Annotated in this window: 20 protein-coding genes; 1 reads left to right on the forward strand and 19 read right to left on the reverse strand. The window is 65.5% G+C overall.

What is annotated here, in order from left to right; all coding sequences use genetic code 11:
• Nucleotides 1-71 precede the first annotated feature (71 nt).
• From NFU08_RS00490 to NFU08_RS00570, 17 genes are all read right to left on the reverse strand, one after another.
• Nucleotides 72-1,727, reverse strand: a complete 1,656-nt coding sequence (locus NFU08_RS00490) for an amidohydrolase (RefSeq protein ID WP_251420108.1) — start codon at nucleotides 1,725-1,727, stop codon at nucleotides 72-74.
• A 53-nt stretch (nucleotides 1,728-1,780) separates the two neighbouring features.
• The gene (locus tag NFU08_RS00495; RefSeq protein WP_174174442.1) at nucleotides 1,781-4,714 is read right to left on the reverse strand and encodes an RNA helicase; all 2,934 of its coding nucleotides are present in this window, start codon (nucleotides 4,712-4,714) and stop codon (nucleotides 1,781-1,783) included.
• Between the two features lie 20 nt (nucleotides 4,715-4,734).
• Entirely contained in the window at nucleotides 4,735-5,529 is a 795-nt protein-coding gene (tatC, locus tag NFU08_RS00500) for a twin-arginine translocase subunit TatC (protein ID WP_174174444.1), read from the reverse strand.
• Nucleotides 5,530-5,577: 48 nt separating this feature from the next.
• A complete protein-coding gene (tatA, locus tag NFU08_RS00505; RefSeq protein ID WP_174174446.1) occupies nucleotides 5,578-5,850 on the reverse strand; it encodes a Sec-independent protein translocase subunit TatA in 273 nt (90 codons plus the stop codon).
• Nucleotides 5,851-5,882: 32 nt separating this feature from the next.
• Nucleotides 5,883-6,227, reverse strand: a complete 345-nt coding sequence (locus NFU08_RS00510) for a hypothetical protein (RefSeq protein WP_174174448.1) — start codon at nucleotides 6,225-6,227, stop codon at nucleotides 5,883-5,885.
• 10 nt (nucleotides 6,228-6,237) lie between these two features.
• Complete coding sequence (locus NFU08_RS00515; RefSeq protein WP_251420109.1) at nucleotides 6,238-8,217, reverse strand: YafY family protein; 1,980 nt, start codon at nucleotides 8,215-8,217, stop codon at nucleotides 6,238-6,240.
• 104 nt (nucleotides 8,218-8,321) lie between these two features.
• A complete protein-coding gene (locus NFU08_RS00520; protein ID WP_066275847.1) occupies nucleotides 8,322-8,717 on the reverse strand; it encodes an FKBP-type peptidyl-prolyl cis-trans isomerase in 396 nt (131 codons plus the stop codon).
• Nucleotides 8,718-8,752: 35 nt separating this feature from the next.
• Nucleotides 8,753-9,715, reverse strand: a complete 963-nt coding sequence (locus tag NFU08_RS00525; RefSeq protein ID WP_251420226.1) for an FKBP-type peptidyl-prolyl cis-trans isomerase — start codon at nucleotides 9,713-9,715, stop codon at nucleotides 8,753-8,755.
• Between the two features lie 111 nt (nucleotides 9,716-9,826).
• A complete protein-coding gene (gene pafA, locus NFU08_RS00530; protein WP_104187131.1) occupies nucleotides 9,827-11,191 on the reverse strand; it encodes a Pup--protein ligase in 1,365 nt (454 codons plus the stop codon).
• A 13-nt stretch (nucleotides 11,192-11,204) separates the two neighbouring features.
• Complete coding sequence (gene prcA, locus NFU08_RS00535; protein WP_174174452.1) at nucleotides 11,205-11,915, reverse strand: proteasome subunit alpha; 711 nt, start codon at nucleotides 11,913-11,915, stop codon at nucleotides 11,205-11,207.
• 1 nt (nucleotide 11,916) lies between these two features.
• Nucleotides 11,917-12,738, reverse strand: a complete 822-nt coding sequence (prcB, locus tag NFU08_RS00540; protein WP_174174454.1) for a proteasome subunit beta — start codon at nucleotides 12,736-12,738, stop codon at nucleotides 11,917-11,919.
• 81 nt (nucleotides 12,739-12,819) lie between these two features.
• The gene (locus NFU08_RS00545; protein ID WP_104187137.1) at nucleotides 12,820-13,023 is read right to left on the reverse strand and encodes a ubiquitin-like protein Pup; all 204 of its coding nucleotides are present in this window, start codon (nucleotides 13,021-13,023) and stop codon (nucleotides 12,820-12,822) included.
• An 85-nt stretch (nucleotides 13,024-13,108) separates the two neighbouring features.
• A complete protein-coding gene (gene dop, locus NFU08_RS00550; RefSeq protein WP_174174456.1) occupies nucleotides 13,109-14,779 on the reverse strand; it encodes a depupylase/deamidase Dop in 1,671 nt (556 codons plus the stop codon).
• A complete protein-coding gene (gene arc, locus NFU08_RS00555; RefSeq protein ID WP_251420110.1) occupies nucleotides 14,776-16,527 on the reverse strand; it encodes a proteasome ATPase in 1,752 nt (583 codons plus the stop codon). Before arc ends, dop begins: the two co-directional genes overlap by 4 nt.
• An 82-nt stretch (nucleotides 16,528-16,609) precedes the next feature.
• Nucleotides 16,610-17,677 carry a tRNA (adenine-N1)-methyltransferase gene (locus NFU08_RS00560; protein WP_174174460.1) on the reverse strand — a complete coding sequence of 356 codons (1,068 nt, stop codon included), beginning with the start codon at nucleotides 17,675-17,677 and terminating at the stop codon, nucleotides 16,610-16,612.
• A gap of 93 nt (nucleotides 17,678-17,770) precedes the next feature.
• Entirely contained in the window at nucleotides 17,771-18,937 is a 1,167-nt protein-coding gene (locus tag NFU08_RS00565) for a site-2 protease family protein (protein WP_251420111.1), read from the reverse strand.
• Nucleotides 18,934-19,668 carry an HAD family phosphatase gene (locus NFU08_RS00570; protein ID WP_174174464.1) on the reverse strand — a complete coding sequence of 245 codons (735 nt, stop codon included), beginning with the start codon at nucleotides 19,666-19,668 and terminating at the stop codon, nucleotides 18,934-18,936. Before NFU08_RS00570 ends, NFU08_RS00565 begins: the two co-directional genes overlap by 4 nt.
• A gap of 151 nt (nucleotides 19,669-19,819) precedes the next feature.
• Between NFU08_RS00570 and NFU08_RS00575 the strand changes: the two genes are divergently transcribed.
• Nucleotides 19,820-20,725: a PAC2 family protein gene (locus NFU08_RS00575; protein WP_104187148.1), complete on the forward strand. Its 906-nt coding sequence runs from the start codon at nucleotides 19,820-19,822 to the stop codon at nucleotides 20,723-20,725.
• 48 nt (nucleotides 20,726-20,773) lie between these two features.
• Here the strand turns inward: NFU08_RS00575 and mshC are convergent, their stop codons facing one another.
• Both mshC and NFU08_RS00585 read right to left on the reverse strand, forming a co-directional pair.
• Nucleotides 20,774-22,051 carry a cysteine--1-D-myo-inosityl 2-amino-2-deoxy-alpha-D-glucopyranoside ligase gene (gene mshC / locus NFU08_RS00580; RefSeq protein WP_174174466.1) on the reverse strand — a complete coding sequence of 426 codons (1,278 nt, stop codon included), beginning with the start codon at nucleotides 22,049-22,051 and terminating at the stop codon, nucleotides 20,774-20,776.
• A gap of 15 nt (nucleotides 22,052-22,066) precedes the next feature.
• Nucleotides 22,067-22,900 carry an undecaprenyl-diphosphate phosphatase gene (locus NFU08_RS00585; protein WP_174174468.1) on the reverse strand — a complete coding sequence of 278 codons (834 nt, stop codon included), beginning with the start codon at nucleotides 22,898-22,900 and terminating at the stop codon, nucleotides 22,067-22,069.
• Between the last annotated feature and the right edge of the window lie 19 nt (nucleotides 22,901-22,919).

Genomic DNA, 22,919 nt, shown 5'->3' on the forward strand with positions numbered 1-22,919 from the left:
GGTCAGTGCGCCCGGCTGCGAACGGATCGGCGGTGGGCGCAACTATCAATTATAGGACGGCAGCGCTCCGGTCAGGACCGCAGCGCCGGGCTTGCGTAAAGTTCGACGCCGTTGCGGACAGTCTGCAGGCACACCGGATCACTGCCGGTATCCAGGGCAGGCAGCAGCGGCGTTCGCGCCCGCGGGTCGGTGCTCCAGGACTGGACCCGCCCGTCGGCGACCTGGACCATCAGTTCCTCAACCTCCCACACAGCGAAACTCGCGGGGGCCCCCGGGACCAGTTGGCCGGCCATCGGGTCGGGGTACTTCGCCGCCCGCCAGCCCGCACGCGTGTGGCCCAGGAAGGCGGCACGGGCCGAGATCCGCTCATCCTCGTTGTGGTGCTCCAGGCACGCCCTCACGCTGGACCAGGGGCGCAGGGGCGTCACGGGGCTGTCACTGCCGAAGCAGACAGGCACCCCGGCTGCGTAGAGGCTGGCGAACGGGTTCATGGACCGGCTGCGCTCCCCCAGCCTCTTCTCATAGAGCCCTCCCGGGCCTCCCCAGGCGGCGTCAAACGACGGCTGGGCACTGACCGTTACGGCATACCGGGACAACACCCCGACGGCGGACGAGTCAACCATCTCCACGTGTTCAAAGCGGTGGCCGGCAGCGCGCACCCGCTGCTCCCCGACTTCCTTGGCGGCCAGTTCCAGCGCGGCCAGCGCGGCGTCCAGCCCGGCGTCGCCAATCACGTGGAAACCGCCCTGGACTCCGGCAAGCGAGCAGGCCGCCAGATGCGCCGCGGCCTCTTCCACGCTGAGATAAAGGTGGCCCTGCTCGCCAGGAGCATCGCTGTACCCGGACCGCAGGGCAGCCGTCCGGGAGCCCACGGAACCGTCGATGTTCAGGTCGCCGGCGAGTCCCCGCACCGCGAAACCAAACTGGTCCAGGAGGCTGCGGGCATGCTCCTCCGAGAACGCCAGTTCCCCCCAGTAGGGCAGGACCTCGGGGACCCCCGCGGTTCCGGACGCACCGCTGTTCCAGGCCCCTGCAAGCCGCAGGTCCTCGGCACCGCCGATATGCGGTGCGCCCATTTCGGCCACCGCCACGTAGCCGTTGGCTGCCGCTTCGGACAGTGCCCGCGCCTGGTGCCGCTTCAACACTTCTTCGGGCTGGCGACGGGTTGCCTGCCGGGCGGCCGTGTGCGCGGCCCGGCGGACTCTGGCACCGCCGTCGAACCCGTCCAACTGACTGACCCCGGCCGCAGCGGCGAGTGACCCGGAAATCAGGGCGGAGTGTACGTCCACCCGGGACAGGTACACCGGCCGTCCCGCTGATGCCCGCTCCAGTTCCGCGGCGGTGGGCAGGCTGCTGTCGGGCCAGGCGGTTTCGTCCCAGCCGTGGCCCAGGACCGGGCCGTCTCCGGGGGCAGCTGCCACGGCGTCGAGCAGTTCCGTGGCTGACCGGATTCCGCCCAGCCGGAGGGAGTCCAGCGCAATACCCGTCTCCGTCAGGTGGATGTGGGAGTCCACGAACCCTGGGGTAACGAGGGCGCCGCGGAGATCGATGATTTCCATGGAGCTGTCCGCGATGGAGGTGGCTGCCTGCTCGGATCCCACCCAGGCCACGGTGCCGCCTTCCACCACCATTGCCGTGGCAAAGGGGTCGGCGGCGGTGTAGACGGAGCCGTTCCGGTAAAGGACTGTTTTTGCGCGCTGGGCGGGCAGCGGTTCAGGCTGGGACATACGGGGCAGTGCTCCTGGCGTTGGGCGCGCCGGCGGGCAGCCGGCGTTGCTGGTCAGAGGACGGAGGAATACGCCACGACACCGCGGCGGATCAGGGATATGGCCTCGGCACAGAGCCTGGCCAGGCGCGGATCCAGCCCGGGGATCTTGGCGAGCTGGTCCAGCAGGTCCACAACCTGCTTGACCCAGCGGACAAAGTCACCTGCGGCCAGGTCCGTGCCGCTGAGGACGTCCTGCAGGTGCCGGCCCTTGGCCCACTTGTACACAGGCCAGACAAGCCCCAGTTCAGGTTCGCCGGTCAGCGGCAGCTTCTTGTCCTCTTCAACATCCTCAAGTGCGGACCATTCACGGACGACAATATCCACCGACGTCTCCAGCGAAATGCTGGGCATCCGTGGGCGCAGCCCGCGGTCTTCGCGTTTCGCCTGGTACACCAGCACGCTGGCGAGGGCCGCGACCTCCACGGCGTCCAGGTCGTCAAACGCGCCAAGCCGCAGCGACTGGGAAATCAGCAGGTCCTTCTCACCATAAATCCGCCGGAGACGCTGCCCGTCAGGGCTGATGGAGAGCTGCCCGTCCGCTGCCTGTTCAAGGTACCCGTAGGTGGAAAGGACATCACAGACGCGGTCGAAGGTCTTGGCTATGGTGTTGGTCCTGCCCTGGATCTGCCGCACCAGCCCGTCTGTCTCGCGGCGGAGCTTCCACCAGCGCTCGGACCAGCGGGCATGGTCTTCGCGTTCGCTGCAGCCATGGCATGGGTGGGCACGGAGCGCGCGGCGGAGGTCCGCAATACGCTTTTCCTGGTTGGGCAGTGCGGTGGCGAGGCCAAAGTCGTTGTTGCGGTTATTGCCCGGCGCGGGCGGCCGGTTTTCGCGCAGTGCATTCCGGGCCGAGGAGGCCAGGTCCCGGCGGGACTTGGGCACTTTGGCGTTGAAGGATTTGGGAATGCGGATGCGCGTCACCGGAGCGATGGGTCCCTCCAGGTCGTCGGTCCCGATCCTGCGCAGCTGGTTGTCCAGCGTCAGGACGGCGGGCCGCGGCTCCCGGCTGGTGTGGTCTGAACTGAGCACAATAGCCGGGCCCGGTGCCCGGCCGCCGGGAACGTCCACCACGTCACCCGGCAACAGCCGGGCAAGGGAGTCGTCACTGAGCGATTTCCGGACGCGGGACTTGGTGCGGGAGCCGGCGTTTTCGGCGTCGGACAATTCCCTGCGCAGCCGTGCGTACTCGGTGAAGTCACCCAGATGGCAGGTCATGGACTTTGCGTACCCGGCCAGCGATTCCTCCCGGCTGCGCACCTGCCGCGCCAATCCCACCACGGACCGGTCAGCCTGGAACTGGGCAAAGGAGGACTCAAGGATCTCGCGGGCCCTTGCCCGGCCAAACTGTGCCAGGAGGTTGATGCTCATGTTGTAGGTGGGCCGGAAACTCGAGTTCAGCGGGTAGGTGCGCCGCGACGCAAGGCCGGCGACCGCCGTCGGATCCGTTCCCGGCTGCCACAGCACCACGGCGTGGCCCTCCACGTCGATGCCGCGGCGGCCGGCACGGCCGGTCAGCTGGGTGTACTCACCGGCCGTGATGTCCACGTGGGCTTCACCGTTGAACTTGTCCAGCTTTTCGAGCACCACGGAACGGGCAGGCATGTTGACGCCCAGTGCCAGCGTTTCCGTGGCGAAAACCGCTTTGACCAAGCCATCAGCGAAGAGCTTCTCCACCACTTCCTTGAAGGTGGGGAGCATGCCGGCGTGGTGTGCTGCGAAGCCGCGGATCAGGCCGTCACGCCAGGTCCAGAAGCCCAGGACGTCGAGGTCATCGGGCGGAATGTCCTGCCCGGCCTCATCAACGCGCTGGGCGATGATGCCCTGTTCCCTCTCCGTGGTGAGCCACAGCCCGGATCCCACGCACTGCGCCACCGCAGCGTCACAGCCCGCCCTGGAAAAGATGAAGGTGATCGCGGGCAGCAGGTCCATGCGGTCAAGGCTTGCGATGACCTGCGGCCGGCTGGCCGGGCGCACACCCCGTTCGTCTCCGCCCCGGCCGGGCCGGTCATTGCCGCGCCTTCCGCGCTGGCCGCGTCCGCCCGGTCCTCCCTGGCGGCTGCGGAAGTTCTGCTGGATTTCGCTGCGCGCCACCTTCAGCAGGTCCGGATTGACGTCGAAGCCGCGCCCCTTGGTGCCGTCAGCAGACGGGACCGGCTGCGTCCCGTCGCCGTCCACGGGCGGGGCGATTTCATCGAAGGTGGTTTCCCCGGCAAACAGATCCATGACCTGGCGCCCCACCATAACGTGTTGCCACAGGGGTACCGGCCGGTGCTCGGAAACGATGATGTCGGTGTCGCCGCGCACGGTGTCCAGCCACGCGCCGAACTCCTCGGCGTTGGAGACGGTGGCGCTGAGCGAGACCACCTGCACCTCACTGGGGAGGTGGATGATGACTTCCTCCCAGACGGCGCCGCGGAAGCGGTCGGCGAGGTAATGGACCTCATCCATCACCACATAGCCCAGGTCGTCAAGGGTTGCCGAGTCCGCGTACAGCATGTTCCGGAGGACTTCCGTGGTCATCACGACGACGGGAGCGTCACCGTTGATGCTTGTGTCGCCGGTGAGCAGCCCTACATTCCCGGCGCCGTACTTCTCGGCAAGCTCAGTGAACTTCTGGTTGCTGAGGGCCTTGATCGGAGTGGTGTAGAACGCCTTGAGCCCACGCTCCAGGGCGAGGTAGATGGCGAACTCCCCGACGATCGTTTTCCCGGCTCCCGTGGGGGCCGCCACCAGCACTCCCCTGCCCTCCTGCAGGGAGCGGCAGGATTGCCGCTGGAAATCGTCGAGCTCGAAGTCGAGCGTGCGGACGAACGCTCCGAGGTACGTCGCAGCTTCGGCCCTGCGTTCGGCGCTGGCCTGGTACCGCTCTGCGGGGGAAAGCTCTTCGAAATCAGTGCGTCCGGGAGGGAACGGTCCAGAGGAAGAAGGCCCGGTGTTGGAGGACATACCCCAAGCCTAACGGGCGCCTAGAGGTTCTTCAGCTCACTGCCCGGGGTGGCGATGTCTGCTGTTGCGTCTGTTTCAGCTGCCCGCTTGGCCTCCCGGCGCGCCCGGCGCTTGTCGTTCATCAGGCAAATGCCGATTGCCGCAAAGAACAGCACCAGCAGCGGCCCCGCCAGCATGAACATCGAAATGGCGTCGGCCCCGGGGGCGGCAATCGCGGCAAGGACGAACACCAGGAACACCGTGATGCGCCAGGCCTTCAGGATGGTCTGGCCCGAGATGATGCCAGCCATGTTGATGCCCACCAGCACCACCGGCACCAGGAAGGCGACGCCCAGCACCAGGACCATCCGGGTGACGAACTCGATGTAGGTGCGCGCATCGATGACGCTGGACGAACCGTCCGGGGTGAACTGGGTGAGTGCCCTGACCACCTGCGGGACCACGAGCCAGCCTGCCCAGATGCCGGCAAGGAACAGCGGGACCGCAGCCGCCATGTACCCCAGTGTGTACCGGCGCTCCTTGGACGTGAGTCCGGGCGTGATGAAGGCCCACAACTGGTAAATCCAGATCGGGCTGGAGATCACCACGCCAATCAGCAGCGACATCTGGAGTTTGAAGTCGAAGGGGGACGCGATGGTCCCGAAGTTGATGGCCGAAAGCCCGCCCGTCTGCTGGGAGATGCGGTTGACCGGATCGGCCAGGGCTTTCAGCAGCGGATCGTAAAGTATCCATCCTCCGATGCCGCCAATGACGACGCCGATGGCCGACTTGATCAGCCGGTTTTTCAGCTCTTTGAGGTGGTCCCAAAGAGCCATCCGCCCCTCGGGGTTGGCTTTACGGGCCCGCGACAGTGCCACTGGGAGTCAGGCGCGGTTCGACGGCGGAACGTCAGTGCCGTCGGTCGGCTCGCCTGGCTTCGCCTTGGGGTGGTTGACGATGGTTCCTTCCACCGGGCCTGAAGGGTCGGTGGACTCGGGCTTGCCGTCGTTCTTCATTTCCTTGACCTCGGACTTGATGATCCGCATGGACTGTCCAAGGCTGCGTGCCATGGCCGGAAGTTTCGGTGCGGCAAAGAGAAGCAAAGCAACAACAATGATAATTACGATGGGCCAGGGGCCATCAAAGAGTCTTCCCACGGGAAATCCTTTCGTCTAAGTTCATTTTACTTCTAAGTAAAGTCGAGATCGCCGAGCGCCTGGGGCTGGCCCCGGTCTTTCTTGCGCTGCACTCGTCGCAGGCGGCGCATTTCCCGTCGGGACGACTTGGATGCCTCGTAATCATGTCGCATGAGCGTGGGCGAGGCAAAAACCGCCGCACCCGGCGGCGGCGTTGCCGGATCGGCATCGTCCGGCACATCCATGGGGCCCAGGTGTCCCAGCTTCTCGCCGGCGGCCCCCAAATCCTTGACGGTCGCCATGAACTGGCGGAACAGGCGAATGCCCAACAGGACATAGAAGAGCAGTGAGAGCGCAACGAGCGCCACCCATATCAGGATCCAGGACCACCAAGGCATGCTGAGAAGTCTAGCCGCCGTACCTGGCCAGGGATGCCGCCAACCACCTGCGGGACGCCTCCGCGAGCTCACCTGGTGCCAGGATCCTGGCAGAACCGCCATGCTGGGCCACGAACATCGGCAGCCAGTCCGTCGTGCCGAACCGGATCTCGGCCACCATCCCGCCGTCGGGCAACTCTGCCGTGCGTTCAGCGTAGTAGTCGTCCGCCAGCCCCCTCCCCCGCCGCGTGAGCTGGACGGTGACGGTGGTGTCGTCGTCGCTGGCGGTGAAGAGCCTGGCAGGGACTCCTTCGGCGGGCGTGATGCCGGCAGAGACGGGAGCACCGTTCGGGTGCACGTCTTGGACACGGTCCAGGCGGAAGTTCCGAAGTCCGTGCACCAGGTGGCAGTAGGCCTCGAAGTACCAGGTGTTGTCCAGCGAATACAGGCGGAATGGGTCCACATCCCGCTCGGTGATGGTGTCCTGCTGGGGCGAAAGGTAGCGGAGGCGGAGCTGGGAGCGGGATTCGATGGCCTGCCTGACCGTGGCGTGGGTGGCAGCGTCGGCAGGTGCCACTTCCGGGCCGGCAAGGGATGCCGCGCGGAGGCCTTCTTCGCCCGCGGCCGCCAGCAGCTTCAGGGTCACCGATTCCAGCGCGCCGCCCTCCGCCACTTCCGGCAGGCCGTTCAGCGTCTCCAGCCCCGCCAGGAGGGCACAGGCTTCCTCCACAGTGAAGCGGACCGGTTTTGTGAGGTCCAGGTCCTGGGTGATGTAAACATGGTCGTCGTCCCAGTGGATGTCCAGGAGGTCGTCCGGGTACCCCTCCGGGAGGCCGGAGCAGATCAGGATCTGCAAATCGTCCTCCAGCTCCTTCCTGGTGATGCCGAACCGGTCTGCCACGTCCTGGATGTGCAGGCCCTGGTTGTGCACCAGGAACGGCACCAGCTGCAGCATCCGCTTGAGCTGGTCCTCGGACGTGCGTTTGCGGACGGCAACAGCGCGGGCTGCGCCGAAGCTGTATGCAGGCGCAGGTTCGGCGCTGAACTCCGCAGCCGCGCGCAGCCTCCGGAGGACTGCGGCCACAAGCCCAGGCGGGGCTATGGCCTGTGCGTCCGGTCCGTAGGAGGCCAGTTCCTCAGCCAGTGCCTCGGGATCCCGGTATTGCACGGCCAGCCGCTCGTAGCCGCTCCCAGGCCGGCCGGCCGCGCCACCCTCAACGGAACTGCGCCGCCGCAGTGCCAGCAGCTTTCCTTCGCGGACCTCGACGACGGCGGTGCGCAGCGGCAGTTCAGGGAGGCGGTCCAGCTCCCGGCGGACGTTGAAGTCCGCCGGCGGCGTGTACAACTCCTTCTCCAGGGTCGTGACCGCACTGGTGATGCGGGAAAGGCGGAAGTGGCGCGGTGCTTGCCGGGCGCGGTCGTGGCCTACCAGGTACCACTGGCCAAACCGGCTGCCCAGGCCCCACGGCTCCACTGTCCGCAGCTCCTCGTTGCCTGTGCTGCCCGCAAGGTACATGAAGGTCACCGGGTGGCGGGCGTGCAGTGCAGAGACCAGGTCGTCGAAGGCCTGTCCTGCCGGCTTGATGCGGGGCTGGACACCGGCCGGAAGGGCGACGTCGGCAAGGCGTCCCGACGCCTGCAGTTTCCGGAGTGCGCTTTGCGCGGCAGTGCCAAGGGCGGCACGCTCCCACAGCTGTGAGGCCAGGAGGAGGACAGTCCATTCGTCCGGCCCCAGCTGGACATCCGGAAGGCGGTTGGATTCCTTGCCGATGCGGTAGCGGGTGGTGGCGGGATCATCCTCGCTCCACCCCATATCCGTCAGGGTTTCCACCTCGAAGCCGAACTGGCGCAGGTCGTTTTTGTCCCGCTCGAACATCCGGCCGAAGGCCACGTCATTGCCGGAAGAATCGTGGTAGACCTTTTCGCGCAGCTCACTGCGGCGCAGCCCATACCGGGTGTTCAGGAGTGCGATCAGCAGGTTGAGGAGGCGTTCAGTACGGGATACGGGCACTCTGGTTACGTTACTAAAGTCCGCGGCGGAACGCAGGAAGCGCGGCAGCTCCAGGATGTGCGTCCTGGTGCTGCCGCGCTTCTTGTCGCTGCCGGTGATCCTTTTTAGCGGACTCCGACGAGGTCCACTACGAAGATCAGGGCTTCGTTCGGAGCGATTGCTCCGCCGGCGCCGCGGGAGCCGTAAGCCAGCTCCGAGGGGATCTCCAGGCGCCGGCGGCCGCCCACCTTCATGCCAAGCAGGCCCTGGTCCCAGCCCTGGATGACCTGGCCGACGCCCACGCGGAAGTCCAGCGGGGCACCGCGGCCCCAGGAGGCGTCGAACTCTTCGCCGGTGGACCAGGCCACGCCGACGTAGTGGGTGGAAACGGTGTCGCCGGCTTTGGCTTCGCGTCCGTCGCCCTCAATGAGGTCGGTGATGACCAGTTCGGTGGGGACGTCGCCCTCCGGGAAATCGATCTCGGGCTTCTGGCGGTCGAATTCACGCTGTCCAAATGACATGGTTGCTCCTTTGATGTCTGTGATGCTTGTGTTTGCTACTTAGCCCCGAGGATGTCCACGACGAACACCAGGTCGCCCTTGGCCTCACCCTGTCCGGCGTCGCCGTAGGCAAGGTCCTTGGGGATGACCAGGAGGACGCGGGAGCCTACCGTCTTGCCGGCCAGGCCCTGGGTCCAGCCCTTGATGACGCCGGTGAGCGGGAAGCTTGCGGGTTCGCCGCGGTCAAAGCTCGAGTCGAATTTGGTGCCGCCCTCCAGGGTGACGCCCACGTAGTTCACGGTGAGGGTGTCGGTTTCCTTCACGGCGGCGCCGTTGCCCTTGATGAGGTCCTGGGAAACCAGGGCCGTCGGGGCAGCCACACCCTCAACGTTGATTTCGGGGACACCGTCCTTTTCGGACACTGTGGGCAGTCCGGCCGGCGGGGTGACGGTCTCGCCCTCGGGCTTTTCCAGAACCGGCGCAACGTCCTCGGCGGACAGGACCTTGATGATCAGGAGCTGTGTGGGCTGGGCTGCCGCGGAGGGGCTCGGGCTTGCTCCGTCCGAGGGGCTCGGGGCGGGTGCGCTCTGCTGGCCGGGGACAGCCAGGGCCAGGCTGGAGCCCACCTTGGCACCGACGAAAGCGTTGTAGATGACCTCGCTGCTGGTCTTCAGTTCGTCGTTGAGCTCAAGGGGTTCGGGCTCACCGGGAAAGGTGTCCTCAAGGGTACTGCCGTCAGTGCCGTTGAGGGCCAGGATGGAGATGTTGGCGACCTGGTTTGCCTTCACGGGCTCGCCGCTGCCCTCGGTGATGACCTTGATGGTGGGTTCTGCCACTTCCAGTGGCTTGGTGAATTCCACTCCGGGAGCTTTCTTGTCCCCGTTGTCGGTCAGTTTGAGGGAGTCGAACTTGGCAGTCTCGCCGGCGGAAACGCTGGTGCGTTCCGGCTCTGCGGTTGAACCGCCGCAGGCGGTCAGCAGCAGCAGACCGGGAAGAAGAATTGCTAGTAGTCGGCGCACGTAAGAGAACTTTCGTCGGGGCAGGGTGGATGCGATGTTCCGCATGGCAACGGCCGGCATCGCGGGGGCCCTCTAAAGGGCCCTATCCAGAATAGCCCCTGAAGCTGGGTGTCAGCCCATAGAGTCAAGGAGGGCATCCACGCGCTCGTCGACGCTCCGGAAGGGGTCCTTGCACAGGATTGTCTGGTGTGCCCGGTCGTTCAGCTTCAGGTGGACCCAGTCCACGGTGTAGTCCCGGCCCAGTTCCTGTGCGCGGCGGACAAAGTCTCCGCGGAGCTTGGCCCGTGTGGTCTGGGGAGGGACGTCCACAGCGTCCTTGATGACCGTATCGTCCACGATCCGGCGCACCGCACCGCGTGACTGCAGCAGGTAGTAGAGACCGCGGCTGCGCGAGATGTCATGGTAGGTAAGGTCAAGCTGGGCTATCCGGGGTGCGTCCAGCCCCAGGCCGTGCCGCTCACGGTACTTGTCCATGAGCTTTTTCTTGATGGCCCAGTCGATTTCGGTGTCGATCCCGCGGAAGTCGCCGCTTTCGATGGCCTTCAGGGTCCGCTCCCACAGGTCGAGGATGAGCGGGACATGCGGGTTGTGCGGGCCGTGCTCCTTCACGAATGCCGTGACCTTGGTCAGGTATTCCTGCTGGATTTCAAGTGCGGTGAGCTGGCGCCCGTTGGCCAGCCGGACCAGTGCCCGGCCGCTGAGGTCATGGGAAATCTCGCGGATGCTGCGGATGGGGTTTTCCATCCTCATGTCGCGCATGATCACTCCGGCCTCGATCATCCGCAGGACGAGGTCCACGGTGCCGATTTTCATCAGGGCCGTGGCTTCTGACATGTTCGAGTCCCCCACGATGACATGGAGGCGGCGGTAGAACTCTGCGTCAGCATGCGGCTCGTCGCGTGTGTTGATGATGGGACGCGACCTGGTGGTGGCGGAGGAAACGCCCTCCCAGATGTGGTCGGCCCGCTGGGAGAACGCGTAGGTTGCGCCGTGGGGCGTCTTCAGGATCTTTCCGGCACCGGCGATCAGCTGGCGGGTAACCAGGAACGGGATCAGGATCTCAGCGAGCCGGGAGAACTCCCCGCGGCGTGGAATGAGGTAGTTTTCGTGGCTGCCGTAGGAGTTGCCGGCGGAGTCGGTGTTGTTCTTGAAGAGGTACACCGTTCCGTTGAAGCCCTCGGCTGCCAGCCGGGCCTGTGCCTCGTCCACGAGGTCGTCCAAGATCAGCTCTCCGGCCCTGTCGTGGGCGATGAGCTGCGCCAGGTCGTCGCATTCGGCGGTGGCGTATTCCGGGTGGGATCCCACGTCAAGGTAGAGCCTGGAGCCGTTGGTCAGGAACACGTTGGAAGAACGCCCCCAGCTGACCACCTTGCGGAAAAGGTAGCGGGCCACTTCCTCGGGGGCGAGGGGCCTCGAGTCCGGGCTCGAGTATGAAATCCCGAATTCGGTTTCGATGCCGAAGATTCTCTTGTCCATCGGTCCTGTCCTCCTAGGCCAGCAGTGCAGTGATGTCCGCGTCGTTGAGCCGGCGGAAGGCGCGCCTGGACCCGCGCGTGGCTTCTGACTGCCGGTCCAGGACCGCCACCTCCAGCGCGCCTGCCGGAAGTGCTTTTGCCTGTTCTTCCGCTTCTCCCCGGGGAACGAGGCCGGTGATGGCAAGTCGCACTGCGTCCGCGAAGTCCAGGGAGCTGCGCCAGCCCTGTCCAATGACAGAGGAGACTTTGTCCGCCTGGCCGCCCATGACAACAAAGGAATGTTCGTCGGCGATGGACCCGTCAAAGGTCAGCCGGTAGAGGTGGTCTTCTGCCTGGGTGGCCCCGACCTCGGCCACGGCCAGCTCCACCTCGAAGGGCTTTTGTTCTGCAGTGAACACCGCCCCAAGGCTCTGCGCGTAGACGCTTGCCAGCCCCCTGGCGGTGACGTCCTCCCGGTCGTAGGAGTACCCGCGCACATCGGCGTAGCGGACACCCGCCTGGCGGAGGCTCTCGAACTCGTTGTATTTTCCGACGGCGGCGAAGGCGATTTTGTCGTAGATCTCGCCGATCTTATGCAGGGACGGTGAAGGGTTTTCGGCGACGAGGGCGATTCCGTCCTCGCAGCTGATGACCACGACGGACCTGCCGCGGGCAATGCCTTTGCGGGCAAAATCCGCGCGGTCCTTCATCAGCTGTTCGGGTGAAACATAGAACTGCTGTGTCATCTCAGGCCTCCCGTCCGGCGATGGTCCGCGCCTCGATCACGTTACGCGAGGCTGCAGCCAGTTCGCCCTCGGGCACCCGCCGCGCGCCCGAACTGTCCACGGTGTAGATGACAGGCCATAGCTGCCGCACCGTGTCGGGACCGCCGGTGGCGGAGTCGTCGTCGGCCGCGTCATAGAGGGATTCAACCGCGACGGCGACGGCTTCGGCTGCCGTGAGGTTGGGACGCCAGAGCTTCTTCAGGGCACCGCGGGCAAAAACCGAACCGGATCCCACCGTGTGGTGTTCACGTTCCTCATACCGGCCGCCAGTGACGTCGTAGGAGAAGAGCCTGCCAACACCGGCGCTGGTGTCGAACCCTGCAAAGAGGGGCACAACGGCGAGTCCCTGCATGGCAAGGGGAAGATTGCCGCGGATCATGGCACCCAGCCTGTTGGCCTTGCCTTCGAGGCTGAGGAGCGTGCCCTCGATTTTCTCGTAGTGCTCGAGTTCCACCTGGAACAACCTGGTCAGGTCGATGGCAATTCCGGCAGTCCCGGCGATCCCCAGGACGGAGTAGCGGTCGGCGGGGAAGACTTTTTCGATGTGCCTGCTGGCTATGACGTTGCCCATGGTGGCGCGCCTGTCGCCCGCCATCAGCACACCGCCGTCGTAACTCATGGCAACGATGGTGGTGGCATGCGGAACCTGCAAGGGGGCAGCCGCCGGCGCACCTGCCTGGAGGGACCGGTTATACGGAAGGAGTTCCGGCCGGTCCCGTTGCAGGTGCTCGGTAAATGAAGAGGTGGCGTTGGCGGCTACCTGGTTGGCGGTTGATTCCTGCACTCATGCACTCCTTGAACGTGGTCCTTCAACGTCGGTACAGATTCGGGCCTTCCGCGGCTTCCGCCAGCCTCCGAATCCGGGTTACTGACCGCCCTTTTGGACGAACGCCCGGACGAACTCTTCAGCATTGGATTCGAGGACGCCGTCGATCTCGTCGAGGAGGTCGTCGACGCCCTCCGTCGATGCTGATGCCTGTGCCTCGGGCGGCGCGGGCGGTGCCTCGGGAATGTCCTCTTCGACCTGGCTGTCGCGCGATTGCGGCTGCTGCTGCTCCTGGCCTGCCATTGTTACCCCTCCTTATATCCGTCATCGGATCCGGCGGATCCTCCGATATGCCCATCCTGCCACGGTGCGGGCCTCCGGTGGCGGTTTACGCCGCAGGCGGAGCGTTATGTCCCAGAAGCTCTGCCAGGAACGGTCCCGCCTCCCGGTAGCGTTCGAATAACGCGCCGGTCAGGGCTTTGGTTCCCCGGAGGGGCTCCCTGGTGGGTACGCGCTGGAGCCGCCCGTATCCCGGGACGTCGAAGATGACGGAGTCCCAGCTGGCGCCCACCACATCCTTGCCGAAGCTGCTGATGCACCGGCCCCGGAAGAATGCCCGGGTGTCGGCCGGCGGCTCGGAAACTCCCGCCGCAATGTCCGCGTCCTCGAGGATTCGCTGCATCCTGTTCCTGGCAAGGAACCGGTAATAGAGTCCCTTTTCGGGCCTGATGTCTGCCCACTGTAGGTCGACGAGCCCCAGCCGGGCATCGTTCCATTCCAGCCCGTCACGTTCGCGGTAACCGTCGAGCAGGGAAAGCTTGGCCAGCCATTCCACTGAGGAGGCGGCGGCGGCCCGGTCGTTGTCGAGTTGGGTCAGGACGGCGGCCCAGCGTTCCAGGACATCGTGCGTATGCCCGTCGCCGTCCACTTTGTCTCCGACGCCGGTGTCCTGGGCAAGCTTGGCAGCGGCCTCGTGGTACATCCATTGCAGGTCAAGGGCGGTGACCCTCCTGCCGTCGAGCAGCCTGAGCTTGGCAGTGAGCGTGGTGTCATGGCTCACCCTCTGGAGGGCGGCGACCGGCTCGAAGACTTCGACCTTGGGTGCCAGTCCTGCCTCGATGAGGCTGAGCACCATCGCCGTAGTTCCGAACTTCAAATAGTTGGAGACCTGGCTCAGGTTGGCGTCGCCAATGATGACGTGGAGGCGCCGGTACTTGTCGGCGGTGGCATGCGGCTCATCCCGGGTGTTGATGATGGGCCGGCGGATGGTGGTTTCCAGGCCCACTTCCGCTTCGAAGAAATCAGCGCGCTGGCTGATCTGGAATCCCGGCGTTGAGCTGTCCTGGCCGATGCCCACCCGGCCGGACCCGCACATGATTTGCCGGCTGACGAAGAAAGGCGTCAGCCCGCGCACAATATCGCCGAAGGGTACGGAGCGTGGCATGAGGTAGTTCTCGTGGGAGCCGTAGGACACGGATTTGTTGTCCGTATTGTTCTTGTAGAGGTTGACCGGCGGCAGGTCCGGATCTGCCGCAAGGCGGCGGACGGCGGCCAGGGCCACGAGGTCACCGGCCGCATCCCATTTCACGGCGTCCCGGGGGTTGGTCACCTCCGGGCTGGAGTACTCGGGATGCGCATGGTCCACATACAGCCGTGCACCGTTGCCCAGGACCATGTTCATCAGGAGCGTCCCGGACTCGTCCTGGCCGTCAAGCTCAAGTTCCTCGCGGCCGTAGGCTAGCGCCACCGCTTCCGCATCCAGGACCGGCGGCTGGTCCGTCAGCTGGCTCGGGTGGGCGGAACTGCGGTCCACCGTCCAGCCGCGGGCGTCGTGCAGCGGCTCCTCGTCCGTGTAGTCCCAGCGGGTCTCCGCGCCGCCGGCGGCGCGCTGGCGGGTTACCTGCGCATAGGCCTGGACCACCCTGGCACTCATCATGGTGGCGTTGGCAGAGGGGGCGGACGGGGCGTGGATGCCATATTCGGTTTCCGCGCCCATGACCCGCATGGCCCCGCCGGCCGGTAAGGTTCCCCCGGCGGCGGGCTCCGGTGCAGCGGTCATAGATATTGGCCTGTTGTCGGCATGGTCTCGATGGACTTGCCGGGTTCCTGGCCCGCCTTGCCCTGGACAATAGTGCGGATGTAGGTGATCCGTTCGCCCTTCTTGCCGGAGATCCGCGCCCAGTCATCAGGGTTGGTGGTGTTGGGCATGTCCTCGTGCTCGCGGAACTCGTCGACGACGGCGCGCAGCAGGTGCTCGATCCGCAGCCCCTTCTGGTGGGTGGTCAGCAGATCCTTGATGGCGTACTTCTTGGCCCGGTCCACCACGTTCTGAACCACCGCGCCGGAGTTGAAGTCCTTGAAGTAGAGCATCTCCGTGTCCCCGTTGGCGTAGGTGACCTCCAGGAACTCGTTGGACTTGTCCGTGGAGTACATGGCTTCCACCGTCCGCTGGACCATGGCGTCCACCGTGGACTGCACATCGCCGTCGTGCTCTGCCAGGTCCGATTCATGGAACGGCAGGTCGGGGGTGATGTACTTGTTGAAGATATCGGCGGCGGCCTCGGCATCCGGACGGTGGATCTTGACCTTGACGTCCAGCCGGCCCGGCCGCAGGATGGCCGGATCGATCATGTCCTCACGGTTTGACGCGCCGATGACGATCACGTTGTCCAGCCGCTCAACGCCGTCGATTTCACTGAGCAACTGCGGAACGATGGTCGTTTCGACGTCGGACGAGATTCCGGTGCCGCGGGTGCGGAAGAGGGAATCCATCTCATCGAAAAACACCACCACAGGGCTGCCGTCCGAGGCCTTTTCGCGTGCCCGGGAGAAGATCAGCCGGATGTGCCGCTCGGTTTCGCCGACGTACTTGTCGAGGAGTTCGGGCCCCTTGATGTTCAGGAAGTAGCTCTTGAGGTCCACGTTGCCGGAACGCTCCGCGGCCCGGGCAGCCAGTGAGTTGGCGACGGCCTTGGCAATGAGGGTCTTTCCGCAGCCGGGTGGGCCGTAGAGAAGGATGCCCTTGGGCGCCTTGAGTCCGTGCTCGCGGTACAGGTCCGGGTGGAGGAAGGGCAGTTCGACGGCGTCACGGATCTGCTCAATCTGGGGCCCCAGGCCGCCAATATCCTCATAAGTGATGTCCGGGACTTCCTCCAGGACCAGGTTCTCCACCTCGGAGCGCGGCACTTTTTCGAGGGCGTAGCCGGTCCTTGAATCAATCGAAAGGGCATCGCCCACCCGGAGCTTTTCGGCCAGGAGCGCACCGGAAAGCCGGACGACCCGTTCTTCATCGGCGCGCCCCACCACGAGGGCGCGGTCCGCACCCAGCATCTCCTTGAGCGTGGCCAGCTCGCCCGCGCGCTCGTAGCCGAGTCCGGCGACAATGAGGAGCGCCTCGTTCAGGAGGACCTCCTGCCCCACGGCCAACTGGTTCATGTTCACAAGAGGGCTGATGCCAACGCGCATCTTCCGGCCGGCATTGAAGATGTCCACCGATTCCTCGGTGGCCGCCTGCCCGCTGCTGCCGGGGGACGCCTGCCGCCTTGGATTCAGCTGCAGTATGGTTCCGAAGCTGTAGGGCGGCTGCCCTTCCTGGTCCAGGGCGTTCTTCAGCCGAAGGATTTCAGCCTTTGCCGTTTCAAGCATGCTGACCAGCTTGGTGTTGTTTTGCGTTGCCGCGGCCAGCTGGCGGTCTATGTGCCTGAGCTTGTCCCGGAGGATGTTGACCTGGCGGTCTGCAACCGAGAGGTCGTTGGCGGCAGACTGCTCTGCCGGTGTACGTCCGGAGTCCTGGTTTGGTGTCTCCATGATGTATCAGCCCCTTCCTGCGCTTCTATTAAGACATTAGCCCCAAGAAGGCAGGTAGGGATGGAGACTCCCGAAATGTGGACTAGTTCGTGACCTCGGGATCGTCCTTGACGTTTGTGCCTGCGATGGCGTCCCGGGCTGCGCGCCGGAGCTTTTTGTCGGAGACCTGCCGCTCCCCCACAGCACCGGGCGTCCACGCGTTGACGTCCTCTTCGTTGAAGTCGGTCTTGGAGGGGCGCCGCTTGACGGAGATACCGGTGACGCCGTCGGCCAGCCGGCGGGTGACCAGCAGGAAGCCGGTATGGGCCACCATCCGGTGGTCCGGCCTGACGGCGAGCCCTTCCAGGTGCCAGCCGCGCACCAGCGACTCCCAGGCATCGGGTTCGGTGAAACGGCCGTCCGCCCGGATGGCCTCGGCAGTGCGCGAAAGCTGGGTCACGGTGGCGACGTAGTTGATCCAGACACCGCCTGGGGCAAGCACCGTGGCCACGGCATCCAGGCATTCCCAGGGCGCCAGCATGTCCAGCACCACGCGGTCCACGGAACCCGGCGCCTCGCTCCGGACAACCTCTTCCTGGAAGTCGCCCAGGGAGACCTGCCAGGCGGGGTGCGGGCCGCCAAAGATCGTCTCGACGTTTCCGCGGGCGATGTCAGCGAACTCTTCCCGCCGTTCGAAGGAGTGCAGGTAACCGTTGTCCCCAACGGCCCGGAGCAGCGAGATGGACAGGGCGCCGGAGCCAACACCAGCCTCCACGACGCGCGCGCCGGGGAAGATGTCCGCCATGGTGACGATCTGCCCGGCGTCCTTGGGGTAGACGACGGCGGCGCCGCGCGGCATGGACAGGACAAAGTCGGACAGCAGGGGGCGCAGGGTCTGGTACTGCTGCCCAACGTTGTTCACGACGACTGAGCCGTCCACCTTGCCGATGATGTCGTCGTGGTTCAGGAAGCCGCGGTGGGTGTGGAACGCCCCGCCGCTTTCGAGGGTGATGGTGTTCATGCGGCCGCGTTCGTCCGTCAGTTGGACGCGCTCACCTTCGCGGAAGGGGCCCCGGCGCCGGGCGGCGCCCACCGGCTGCGAGCCGCCGGTTGCAGCCCCGGCCGGGACCGCTGCTCCTGTGGCTTCGTTGACGGCGGTTTCGCTGCTCATGACTTTCCTCGCTCCTGTAAAACTGTGGCGCCTGCATGTTGTGGGGAAACATTCCGGCGTGTGCGGCGGCAATGCACCGGCCGGCAGGTAACTCTACCGGTTCTGGTCCTGGCGGCGCGTATCGGGCCGCCGCGGTTTGCCGGTGATGGCGGCCAGGACAGCGTCCTGGGAAAGCAGCCCGGTCACCTTGCCGTTGTGGTCTACGACGGCGTAGTGCCGTCCTTCCAGCTGGGACAGGAACTGGAACAGTTCCTGTCCCTTGGACCACTCGGGGACGTATGCGCCGGGAGCCAGTGCATAGGAGACTGCGGTGATGGGGGTCGACGCCGCGGCGTGGACAGGAACGGTGGACAGTGCGGCCGGATCCACAACTGCCTCCGGCCGGCCGCCCGGTCCGCAGACCACCAGCGACGTCGCTCCACCGCTACCGTACCGGAGGGCATCCTCCACTGTGGCCGTTGAAGGCAGGCCGGCTGCGGGGGTGGACAGCCCTGCAGCGCTGACCAGGTGGAGCCGGCCCCGGAGGGTTCCCTGCTGGATGGATGCCGAGGCGCCCATCCAGAGGAAACCACCCACCAGCACGGTGATCATCAGCAGGCTGAAATCAGGAGCATCCCCGGCAAGCAGCGGCCTGGCAACGAACCAGTAACCGATGGCGACGACGATGATGCGGCCTCCCCACCCGGCCGCCACCGTGCCCTTGGCCTGGCTGCCCGTGGCCTTCCACACTGCAGATTCGACCAGCCTTCCGCCGTCCAGAGGAAGGCCCGGGAGCACGTTGAAGACGGCGATCAGGAAGTTGGCCCACATAAAGATGTTGGTGAGGATCTCGGCAACACTGCCCATGCTTGCCGTGCTGAGCAGCAGCCAGGCTCCTCCGGCCAGGATGAAGTTCGCAGCCGGCCCGGCGAGGGCCACCAGAACGGAGCGCCCCGGCGAAGCGGTAAAGCTCTCAAACTGGGTGTGCCCGCCCCACAGATTGAGCACGATCTTCTGCGTGGGCCAGCCGTAGATTTTTGCCGTCAGGGCGTGGGCGAGTTCGTGGACCAGGACCGAGACGAGGAGCAGGACGGCGTAGGCGAACGCCACGATGTAGGCACTGACGCCGAGGGCCGGGTTCTGGCGGGCCAGGACGGGTCCATACACAATGACGGTGAAGGCGGCGATGATGAACCAGGAATAGGCCAGCACCACCGGGACGCCGGCAATCCTGCCCAGCGGAATGCCTTCGCGCCTGGCCGGGACAGTGGTTTCGGTCACCTGCGGTCTCCAAGCGGCGTGGCCGGTCCACCCGATCCGCGAACCGGAGCACCGGGGAGAAGCGATTCGAGGTCGGTCACGGTGCGGCCTGCCAGGGAATCCCAGAGGGTGTAGCGCTCATCCTCGGGCAGCGGAACAATGTGGGGAATTGCCACGGTTGCCACGCCGGACGCCACAGCCGCGGAAACCCCGGGCACCGAGTCCTCCAAAGCGACGCAGTGGTGCAGGCCCAGGTCCGGGTCCGCGTCCTGCAGCCATTCGACGGCGGTCAGGTACGCCTCGGGGTGCGGTTTGCCCTGCGTCACGGTGTCCCCTGTTACCAGGACCTCGAAGTATTGCCGTGGAAGGCTGGCCACCACCTCCCTGGCCAGCGGGCCCTCGGACATGGTGACCAGGGCGCACCGGACACCGGCGAGGTGGAGTTCCTCAAGGAGCTCGCGTGCACCCGGCCGCCACGGCACCTGGCGCCGGACGCTGCTGACCACCGCGCCGGTGAGGGTGTCGATGATGTCCCGGATTTCCAGCTCCACGCCGGCATCCTGGAGGAGCCCGGCCGAAAATGTCAGCGACTGCCCAACCAGCTGCATGGCCTGTTCATGGGACCACGTCCCGCCATGGGCCTCCACCAGCGCGTGTTCGGCTGCGATCCAGTAGGGCTCCGTATCGACGATCGTCCCGTCCATGTCCCACAGGACGGCTTTGAGCGGGGAACTGTCGGCTGGCAATCGCATGCCCCCAGTCTACGGGGACTGGCTGGGCGCAGGCTGATGGCTACGCCCTTGGCGAATATGGCGCTCCCCGGCACCGGCGGTAATGCTTTTGCGTGATGTTTCGGCGCTTCATTCACTGCACAGCCAAGGTCCTTGGACGTAGGGTGAAGAAATGAATAGCTTCGAGGGAGACACCACAGAACCGGGTGCCGGGCCCGAACAGGAGCGGTTCCTGCAGCCGGTAGCTGACGGACAGCGCGTGACAGTGATGCTTGCCGCCTTTGAAGGCTGGAATGACGCGGGGGAAGCGGCCAGCGACTCCCTGCGCTACCTGAACAAGTTGTGGGGCGGTAAAAAAGTCGCCTCCATCGACGCCGACGAGTATTACGACTTCCAGTTCACGCGCCCCACCGTGCGCCGGAACGCAGCCGGGGAACGCAAAATCAAATGGCCGTCCACACGGATCTATAAAGCAAGCGCTCCGGACTCCAACGTGGACGTCATCTTTGTCCAGGGCACGGAGCCGTCCTATAAATGGCGCGCCTACACCGCGGAACTCCTGGTCCATGCCGAGGCGCTGAACGTTGACTATGTTGTCCTGGTCGGGGCCCTCCTGGCCGATGTTCCGCACAGCAGGCCTATTCCGGTCAGCACCTCGTCGGACGACGCCCCGCTGCGTGAACGGATGAACCTCGAAGCCTCGCAGTATGAAGGCCCGGTGGGGATCGTCGGCGTGCTGTCGGAGGTGGCGCTGCTGGCAGGCATCCCCACTGTTTCGCTGTGGGCCGCCGTCCCCCACTATGTTGCCCAGGCGCCGTCGCCGAAAGCCCAGCTGGCACTCCTGCACCGCATCGAGGAGCTGCTCCAGGTTCCGTTGGACACGCACGAACTGGCTGAGGAAGCGGACGCGTGGGAACGGGGAGTGGACGAACTGGCTACGGAGGATCCCGAGATCGCGGCGTACGTCCGGCAGCTCGAGGAAGCAAAGGACACGGCCGATCTCCCGGAAGCCACCGGTGAGTCGATAGCGCGCGAATTCGAGCGGTACCTCAAGCGTCGGGGCCAGGACCGGCCGTAACCGGCGGCGCCCTGAAAACCGGGCACCGCCTCACGCTGTGGGCGCCGTTTAGAGAAGCACGCCCAGCAGGGCGTCCACCGCATCCTTGACCAGGGCCTGGTCGGCAGGGCTTGCAGGTCCGCCGTCGGCGTTTGCCTGCTCCGCCCAGCGGGAGACCGCCGCGACGGCGGCAGGAGCGTTGAGGTCGGCGGCAAGCGCTGCGCGCATCTCGGCCACCAGGGGGGCGGCGGATCCTTCGGGGGCATGGCCCAGGGCCCGGCGCCAGGCAGCAAGTGTGGCCTTGGCCTCCTCGAACCCTTCGTTGGTCCAGGCCCAGTCGGAGCGGTAGTGGTGGGCCAGGATGCCAAGACGGATCGCCGCGGGGTCCTCCCCCGCCGCCCGAAGTTTCGACACGAGCACCAGGTTTCCCTTTGACTTGCTCATCTTCTCGCCATCGAGGCCCACCATGCCGGCGTGGGCGTAGTGCTTGGCCAGCGGAACGCCTGCAAGCGAGTATGCGTGCCCGGCGCCCATTTCGTGGTGCGGGAAGATGAGGTCCGAACCGCCGCCCTGGACGGTAAAGGGGGAAGGCAGGTACTTCTGTGCGATGACTGTGCATTCAATATGCCAGCCGGGCCGTCCTGCTCCCAGGCTGCCGCCGGGCCAGCTCGGTTCGCCTTTGCGCGCCACACGCCACAGCAGCGGGTCCAGTGCCTGCCGTTTGCCGGCCCGTCCGGGATCGCCGCCGCGTTCCGCGAACAGCTCAAGCATCTCGCTCTCTGCCAGCCCGGAGATACACCCCAAGGTCCACGCATCAGGTGCGACGGACTGCTTGCCCGCCGCTTCGACGTCGTAATAGACGTCCCCGTCAGGCTCGCCATTGGTGCCTTTGACGGTGTAGGCCAGCCCCAGGCTCACAAGCCGTTCCACCTCCGGGACGATCAGCCCAATGGACTCCACGGCGCCCACATAGTGGTCGGGCGGCAGGACGTTGAGCGCTTCCATGTCTGTCTGGAAAAGCTCGATCTGGCCGGCAGCCAGGTCCCGCCAGTCAACACCCGTCGCCTCGGCACGTTCCAGGAGTGGATCATCCACATCCGTGACATTCTGCACATACGCAACGTCCCGGCCGGAGTCCCGCCAGGCCCGGTTCAGCAGGTCGAAAGCCACGTAGCTGGATGCGTGCCCCATGTGGGTGGCGTCGTACGGCGTAATGCCGCAGACGTACATGGACGGCCGGCCCTCGTCCTCCAGTACCACCTCGCGGCGCACCGCTGTGTCGAACAGCCGGATGGCGGGCATGCTTCCGGGCACGTCAGGAACGGGGCGGGATATCCAAGATTTCACACACCAAGCCTAGTGCTAGGCGCTGATGACATTGAAACCGAGCAGGAGGTACAGGGCGAGTCCCAGGAAGATCCGGTACCAGACGAACAACCGGTAGCTGCGGGTGGACACGAACTTCAGGAACCAGCCGATGATGACGTATCCCACAACGAAGGCGATCATCGTGGCCAGGGCGGTTTCCGGCAATCCGTACGGTCCGGCGATGCCCTCATTGGTGACGGTCTTGTAGAGCTGGTAGAACCCGCTGCCGAACACCGCGGGGATGGCAAGAAGGAACGAATAGCGGGCGGCGGCCTCGCGGGTGTAACCCATCAGGAGGCCGGCGGTGATGGTTCCTCCGGACCTGGAAACACCGGGAATCAGGGCCAGGGCCTGCGCGAAGCCGTAGAGGATGCCGTGCTTGTAGGTCAGCCGGCTGAGGTCCCGTTCCTGCCTGCCGATGGCGTCCGCAACGGCAAGGAAAAGCCCGAAGACGATCAGCATGGTTGCCACGATCCACATGCTGCGGAGCACAGACTCGATCTGGTCCTGGAACAGGAGACCAAGAACGATGATGGGCAGGCTTCCCAGGATGACCAGCCAGCCCATCCGGGCGTCCGGGTCCTGCCGCGATACCTTCCCGGTAAGCGAACCTGTCCAGCCTTTGACGATTCTGACAATGTCCCGCCAGAAATAGACCAGGACCGCGGTCTCCGTGCCCAACTGGGTGATGGCTGTGAACGCTGCCCCCGGGTCAGCCGCATTGGGCAGGAATTGCCCCACAATCCGAAGATGCGCACTTGATGAAATCGGTAGAAATTCGGTCAGTCCCTGCACTAGGCCCAGCAGGGCCGCCTCAAACCAGTTCACGCTAAGACCCTACGTCATA

The sequence above is a fragment of the Pseudarthrobacter sp. NCCP-2145 genome (genome assembly GCF_023708005.1).
Lineage (GTDB): Bacteria > Actinomycetota > Actinomycetes > Actinomycetales > Micrococcaceae > Arthrobacter > Arthrobacter oxydans.